Origin of the sequence: Pseudomonas sp. GL-B-12 (assembly GCF_019955895.1) — a bacterium.
Lineage (GTDB): Bacteria > Pseudomonadota > Gammaproteobacteria > Pseudomonadales > Pseudomonadaceae > Aquipseudomonas.
Map to the genome: position 1 here is coordinate 141,546 of NZ_JAHBCX010000004.1, position 6,610 is coordinate 148,155.

The following is a 6,610-nucleotide window of genomic DNA, read 5'->3' on the forward strand; positions in this document are numbered from 1 at the left end:
CCAGGAGCAGTGGCTCGTTGCCCAGGTATTGCCACGCGCTCCGAGGAACCCGTCAGAGGTGTTTGCGATGAAACTGGATGCCGGAAGGCTGAAACCTAGTCCATTGTTCAAAACCAGGCTGGCGCTGAGTATCTCTGCTGCCGTGATCATGTTGGGGCTGGGCTTGTCCCAGACCCAGGCAGTGCCCCTCGACAACACCGATCCACCGCCTCCTACCGACCCATCGGCGTTCACCAACCCGCCCGCCGACCCCGATGCCGCATCGCGGGACTTGCTCAAGCTGCCTCGCGCAAACGTCGGCGCCTTCGACTTACCCAATGGTGTGACCGGTAACCGCCAGACCCCCTTGGTCGACAATGTGCTGCCACCCGATCAGCAAACCAGCTTCAATATCCCCACTAACGGTAATCCCAGCCCGGTGTTCGGGGCTCAACCGTTCACCCAGAAGCTTGAACTTTTCGAGGAGTTCGGCTCGAACAAACTGGATGCGACCGACCCGCCATCACCTGTTCCGTTTCCGGTTCCGACGGTGGGCCCCGCACCGGCGCAAGATCCATTGAACGTGGCACGTAGCGGCCCGTCTCCGGATGCGCTGGACGCCTTTCTCAGGCAGCCGGCATTGACGCCCTTCCCGACAGAGTTCTCCAATGTGCTGGACCGCAACCCCTGGAAGGCCCAGATCGAGCTTTTCCTCAATCGCCGAGTCGATTCGCCCGCAGAAGGCCGGCCACCAGGAAAAGGCTGGTCGCACCAGCGTTTCAATGAGTTTTTCCCGCGCGACGCCTTCAAGACGGTGCAAGCAGGCGCGCACGTCAACAGCGGCTTGCGTGATCGTATGCAACGGCATAACTACGCCGTGGGAGAATTTGCGCCCGGCGGGCTCTATCACAACACCAGCGGCGACCCGGCCAACGAGGGCACCACCAAGGGCATTCAAGTGCAGTTTCACCCCAACTTCCCTGTCCAGGACCATAATGCGGTGTGGACATTCGACGGCACCTTTCCGCCCAAACTGCTTCTAGTACGCTATGGCCAAGCGATGCTGATGCGTCATTACGATGCCTTGCCCATTGACCCATCGGCCAACCGGGGCTTTGGCCTGCACACCCTCACCACCCATGAACATAACGGCCACTCGCCCGCCGAAAGCGACGGCTTTACCAACGCGTTCTTCTTCCCGGGCCAGTACTACGACTATCGCTGGCCGATCCAGTTGGCCGGTTACGACACCATCAATACCAGCGCTGAGGATCCGCGTGCGGCATTCCCCTGCGACCCCGGTGAAATCCTGTTCGTCAACGACGCCAGCCCCGGCTTCAAGACCTGCAACAACGGCACCATCAAGATTCGTGGCGACTGGCGCGAAACCATGAGCACCCACTGGTTCCACGACCACATGCTCGATTTCACCGCGCAGAATGTCTACAAGGGCAATGCGACGATGATGAACTACTACAGCGCCGTGGACCGTGGCAACGAGGCGGTCGACGACGGGGTCAACCTGCGCGTGGCCAGCGGTTCGGCGCTGGGGTGGGGTAACCGCGACTATGACGTCAACTTGACGATCGCCGACAAGGCCTGGGACCAGACCGGCCAGTTGTGGTTCAACCCCTTCAACACCGACGGTTTTCTCGGTGACCAGGTGCTGACCAACTGGGAGTACAAACCCTTCCTGGACGTACGTGCCCGCCGCTACCGTTTCCGCATTCTCGACGGATCGGTTTCTCGCTACTTCAAGCTGGCGGTGGTGCGTCAGGTCAATGGTAATGGTGGCGAGTTTCCTGGCCCGAACAACTCCGGGGTTTCCTATAACCGGGTGCCGTTCCACATGATTGCCAACGACGGCAATATCATGGAGCACGCGGTGCCGTTCGATGGCAGCCTGGACCTCGATGGCGACGGCGACACACAGGACAACAATGCCATTCTGCCGATGCTGGGCGTTGCCGAACGCTATGACATCGTCGTCGACTTCGCGAAAAACGGCATCAACCCGGGCGACAGGATTTTCTTCGTCAACATTGAGGAGCATGAAGACGGCAAGCGTCCAAAACGTGATATTCCATTGGCGGATGTACTCTCCGAGAAGTACCTGCCCGTTGTCAGGCAAACCAGCAACGGGCCACAGTGGGTCGGGGGTGACCCGGGCGTGGGCCTGTTCCTGCAACTCAACGTCCAGCCTTACACCGGCCAGGATGTCAGCATGAATCCGGTCGACTTCGAGCCCGCCAAGCCTGGCAAGCCCGAGGGCAGGTTCATGATCCCCTTGCCCTTGCATCGTGATGACCCTGCCGATATCGCCCGGCTTGCCCAGGCGCGGCACCGCACCTTTATCTTTGGACGCTCCAACGGCACAGATTTCACGCCCTGGACGATCAAGACCGATGGCGGCAGAGGCTTCCCCATGGACCCGCGGCGGATTTCAGCCGCGCCACAACTGGCCACTGGCCCGACACCGGCAGGGTTCAAGGGTGAAGGCACGCTGGAAATCTGGAAGATCCAGAACGGCGGCAATGGCTGGACTCACCCGGTGCATGTGCACTTCGAGGAAGGGGTCATTCTCACTCGAGGTGGCAAACCGCCGCCAGAATGGGAAAAAGGCGCGCGCAAGGATATCTACCGTGTAGGCCGCGATTCCGACAGCCTCGACGATGTCGAAATGGCCATACACATCCGTGAGTTTGCCGGTACCTACATGGAGCACTGCCACAACACACAGCATGAGGACACGTCGATGCTGCTGCGCTGGGACTCTGAGCACCCGGGCCAGTTCCAATTGATGCCCACACCCTTGCCTAGCTGGGACGGCGTGAAATTCGTGGCCTCGGTTGCATTACCGACATTCCGTACGGGAGATGGCGTCGGGCCACAGGCCGGGGTCAACAATGACCAGGAAGGTAGCAGTGGCAGTGGTAGTGGTAGTGGTAGTGGTAGTGGCAGTAGCAGTGGTAGTGGTAGTGGTAGTGGCAGTAGCAGTAGCAGTAGCGGCAGTGGCAGCAGTGGCAGCAGTGGCAGCGGAGGCAAAGGCAAAGGCTAGCGTCGTCTATCAAGCCACTTTTCTCGTCGGACAAAAAAACGGGCGCCTCTTATGCGCCCGTTTTCATTTACTCCGCGGCCTGCGCCCGCAGTCGCCGTCCAATCACATCCATCAAATCACAACCATCGCGCAACGGAATGACCAGCAGCTTGGAAAAGTCCTCCAGCACCACGGTGTCGCAACCGAGTTCGGATCGGTAGGCAATGTTTTTCAGCACCTGCGTAACTGCCCGAACACGACATTCGCCATTGTTTACAGAACATCGTAAAAATAAATCAGTCCCCTTTGTTGCAGTAGCCCGTATATGGCAGATTGAATTCGGCACTTTTTGCTGTAAGGGTTTTTACTGGAGGCCGCAGGAATTACTTGGGCTTAAAGCCATCTCCCATGCACGACATATGCAGTTAATATTTCAGGTATTGAAATGAATTCATTATTGCAGCATAACTTTGGTGCTTGCCTATTACATGGAACTCATATTGTTGCACGGAGCGCTATATGCAAGAACCTATTACTCCTTCTCCGCTTTTAATAACGCCCGACTCTCGGCAGGTTCCACCCAGGGAAGCCCCGGTTTTTCCTACAGGCTTCGATAGTATTTTGTTTTGGGATGGGACTGTCCCGACGGTTACTACGCCCCATAGTATTGAGGGTGTCAAAAACACCAGCGACGCATACCAAAAGTTGGTGGCGATAGGGCTTTCGGTGCACGATCAGATAAAGAGTAGTTTTTCGGGTGGTGCACCGAATGTTCGAGATTATCTAGAAAAACGCATAGTTGCAGCCATTGACGGGCAGGAACTCAATGCGTTGGAAGCTGCCTTAAAAAAGAAAGCGATCATCGTTGAGCTTCTGCAAAGGGCCAAAATGCACAGGAGTTGGCACGACGCAATACTATATAATGGTTTAGACGCATTGTCGCTAGACAGAAAAATGAGTGCCGCGGTATTTGCAACGGATGTGGATGTCGAAGAAGATATGGCAGTGCGACTAAGCATTTATGAAGAGTTCCTATTATCGCTAACTGCCGCCTACGTTAAACGAATCCTGGTCGAAGCCATCCCCATTCTGGAGGACGCTTCCACAACTGCAGACGCTGCAATTCATCGCGCCTTGGCAAGGGGCGAAGTCGCCTACACCTACAGGTTACCCATTGGTAATGGCGCAGAGGCAGGAACTGTGGCGGGTGCCATTGCCATCCATGTCGCCGACGGTTGGACCTTCAGGGCAGTGATTCATGGAGGCATTAAGTTATTGGCAGGGTTGGGGGAAGCGCTTATCAGTCGGGCCACTGCTGTTGGGATCGGGGCCTTGTTCTATTCACCTGCTCTTGCTAACGGCGAACGCTTTCCTCAAACAGTTCTCACACTGTCCGGTAGCACTTTTTTGCCAAAGCTGCCGTCAAACCTGAATGAAATCGCCGCTGCCGAAGGAACCATTGACCTTCCTTATCGGATTGTTGGCGAGCTTAATCAATACACACTCGTTGCAACCCCGGCTGGAGGGAGTGTCTCGGCAAAAGTGCCAGTACGAGCATTGGCATTCGATCCAGCGACCAGCAGCTACAGTTTTACGTCAAACGATACACCGCCCAATATCCTCAGTTTTCCCATTATTCACTTGGGAAACGGTTCGACAACTTCGCCCGCCCGACCTGCGCAAGTACCGACTTACACTGGAGTTACGCTGTCGCCATTGCTTGTGCAGCCTGAAACCTTACCCGCGTTCGAATTGCCTGATTTCAGGGATTGCATTTACTGCTTTCCGATTGAAAGCGGTCTGCCGCCAATCTACGTTGTTTTTAATAGTCCTTATGAAGGAGCAACCACAAGGGGAAAATACAGTGGTCGATTTTTCAATCCCGCCAAAGCTGGAGGCCCAATCCTCGATCTCGATTGGACCAGTGCTACGGTGACCCAAGCGGGTATTGACCTGATCAAATTACATACGGGACGTTTCAGGTCTTCGGATGCCAATGCCATCATGATTGATCGCTTGAAAAAAATTCTGCTGGGTGAATTGGTAATCACAGATGTGGACAAACGCTTCTATACTCATGAAATCAGAGAACTCGAACGTTTCAGAGCATTAGGTGTAGCTGACGGTGTAAACTCGGATGACGGTGTTATTTGGAACAACACTCACGCCGCGACGCTGGAGGACTACAAAGTCAAGGATGCTTTTGAATTGCTCTATAGTCCTGATGCTTTAGAAGCGGATGAAAAGCAAAGGGAACGAGAGTACAAGGAACTTGGAGGGGTAATATAATGAGCGTCATTGCAACCATCGTACTTAACGAAAAACCTGAAGAGGTAATTCTATTTGTAACCAAAAATCAATTGGGTATTTCCTTTCCTCAGCTTGATGGCCTTTATAATCGGGCTAACTGGGCGCATGTGGAGAACAACATAGGGCTATTGAACCTTGTCCATAAAATGTGTGATGCCGGTTTTATCAAATATAGTGGGGGTGGGGTTGTGAGAGGGCCCAACTGGAGAGAGCCGGCATTCATGCTCGAAGGCAAATATACCTTTGATTGACAGCACCAGGTGCCTGAACGCAGGTGCCAGAGACCGATGACAGTAGCCATCATTTCGTGGTCGTCCGGTTCCCTTGTCCAGTCGTTTAAATCATCGAAGGTTTCCCAGGTTGAGCCGCTGCCGCAGCGGCTCTTCTCTTTGTTACGGGCATATTGAATATCTTCGTCTGATTGGTTTTTCGCGGCCTCGAATCAAGCTGAGGGGCAACCCCTTTCTGGCGTAGCAATAAAATGGGCGCGAGAGCCCCCGTTTTTCTTTACTCCGCAACCTGCGCCCGCAACTGCCGGCCAATCACATCCATCAAATCACAACCATCGCGCAACGGAATGACCAGCAGTTTGCAGAAGTCCTCCAGCACCACCGTGTCGCAACCGAGTTCGGAGCGATAGGCGATGTTTTCCAGCACCTGCGTGACTGTACGAATGCGGTAATCCGCCATGGCTTGCAGAACGTCGAGTGGGGCTTGGGTGTCGATAAGCAGGGAGGCCGGAACCAGGTCGATTCCGGTGAGGGGCATGTATCGATTCATTTTGAATGATCTCTTTTAGATGGGCTCAAGGCCGTCAGTCGGTCATTCTCTGTTGTCAGGTCGCCAAACCCGAATCGCCATCTGGGCGACGGCGCCGACTATAAGCCGCAGGAGATCAGCGCGGGAAGGTGAGGGATTCCGAGTTTTGTGTAGGACCGGTGATGATGAAACTTCAGGCCTTTCACCTCACGTCGCTGGAAATATAAACACAGACCTGAGATGTTCAGCGCCCCTTGGTTTCAGCCACCAACGCTATCCTTAATCATCGCTCCCGCCGTCGAGATGGACCTTCCCGAATGCAAACCCCACCCCCCCAACGCCACCTCTGGAAAACCTACCTGCTGTTCCTCGCCCCCATGGTCCTGTCGAACTTCCTGCAATCCATGTCCGGCACGGTCAACAGCATCTACATCGGCCAGATGCTCGGCACCCAGGCGCTGGCGGCGGTGTCGGGGATGTTCCCCATTGTGTTTTTCTTCATCGCCCTGGTCATCGGCCTAGGGG

At 55.1% G+C, this 6,610-nt stretch carries 6 protein-coding genes; 4 read left to right on the top strand and 2 right to left on the bottom strand.

Features of this window, described 5'->3' with window-relative positions:
• Nucleotides 1-67: 67 nt before the first annotated feature.
• Nucleotides 68-3,037, top strand: coding sequence for a multicopper oxidase domain-containing protein (locus KGA85_RS02695; protein ID WP_223542891.1), 2,970 nt, complete (start codon nt 68-70; stop codon nt 3,035-3,037).
• Nucleotides 3,038-3,104: 67 nt separating this feature from the next.
• On the opposite strand, the gene KGA85_RS02700 is transcribed toward KGA85_RS02695, so the two are convergent.
• Entirely contained in the window at nt 3,105-3,254 is a 150-nt protein-coding gene (locus KGA85_RS02700; protein WP_223454098.1) for a hypothetical protein, read from the bottom strand.
• A 281-nt stretch (nt 3,255-3,535) separates the two neighbouring features.
• Between KGA85_RS02700 and KGA85_RS02705 the strand changes: the two genes are divergently transcribed.
• Both KGA85_RS02705 and KGA85_RS02710 read left to right on the top strand, forming a co-directional pair.
• The gene (locus KGA85_RS02705) at nt 3,536-5,305 is read left to right on the top strand and encodes an S-type pyocin domain-containing protein (RefSeq protein ID WP_223454089.1); all 1,770 of its coding nucleotides are present in this window, start codon (nt 3,536-3,538) and stop codon (nt 5,303-5,305) included.
• Complete coding sequence (locus KGA85_RS02710) at nt 5,305-5,577, top strand: hypothetical protein (RefSeq protein ID WP_102685608.1); 273 nt, start codon at nt 5,305-5,307, stop codon at nt 5,575-5,577. Before KGA85_RS02705 ends, KGA85_RS02710 begins: the two co-directional genes overlap by 1 nt.
• Before the next feature lie 256 nt (nt 5,578-5,833).
• Here KGA85_RS02710 and KGA85_RS02715 read toward each other — a convergent pair whose 3' ends face one another.
• Nucleotides 5,834-6,106, bottom strand: a complete 273-nt coding sequence (locus KGA85_RS02715) for a hypothetical protein (protein WP_223454091.1) — start codon at nt 6,104-6,106, stop codon at nt 5,834-5,836.
• 296 nt (nt 6,107-6,402) lie between these two features.
• Here KGA85_RS02715 and KGA85_RS02720 point away from each other — a divergent pair.
• The coding region (locus KGA85_RS02720) for an MATE family efflux transporter (RefSeq protein ID WP_263289086.1) at nt 6,403-6,610 on the top strand (208 nt) is incomplete at its 3' end.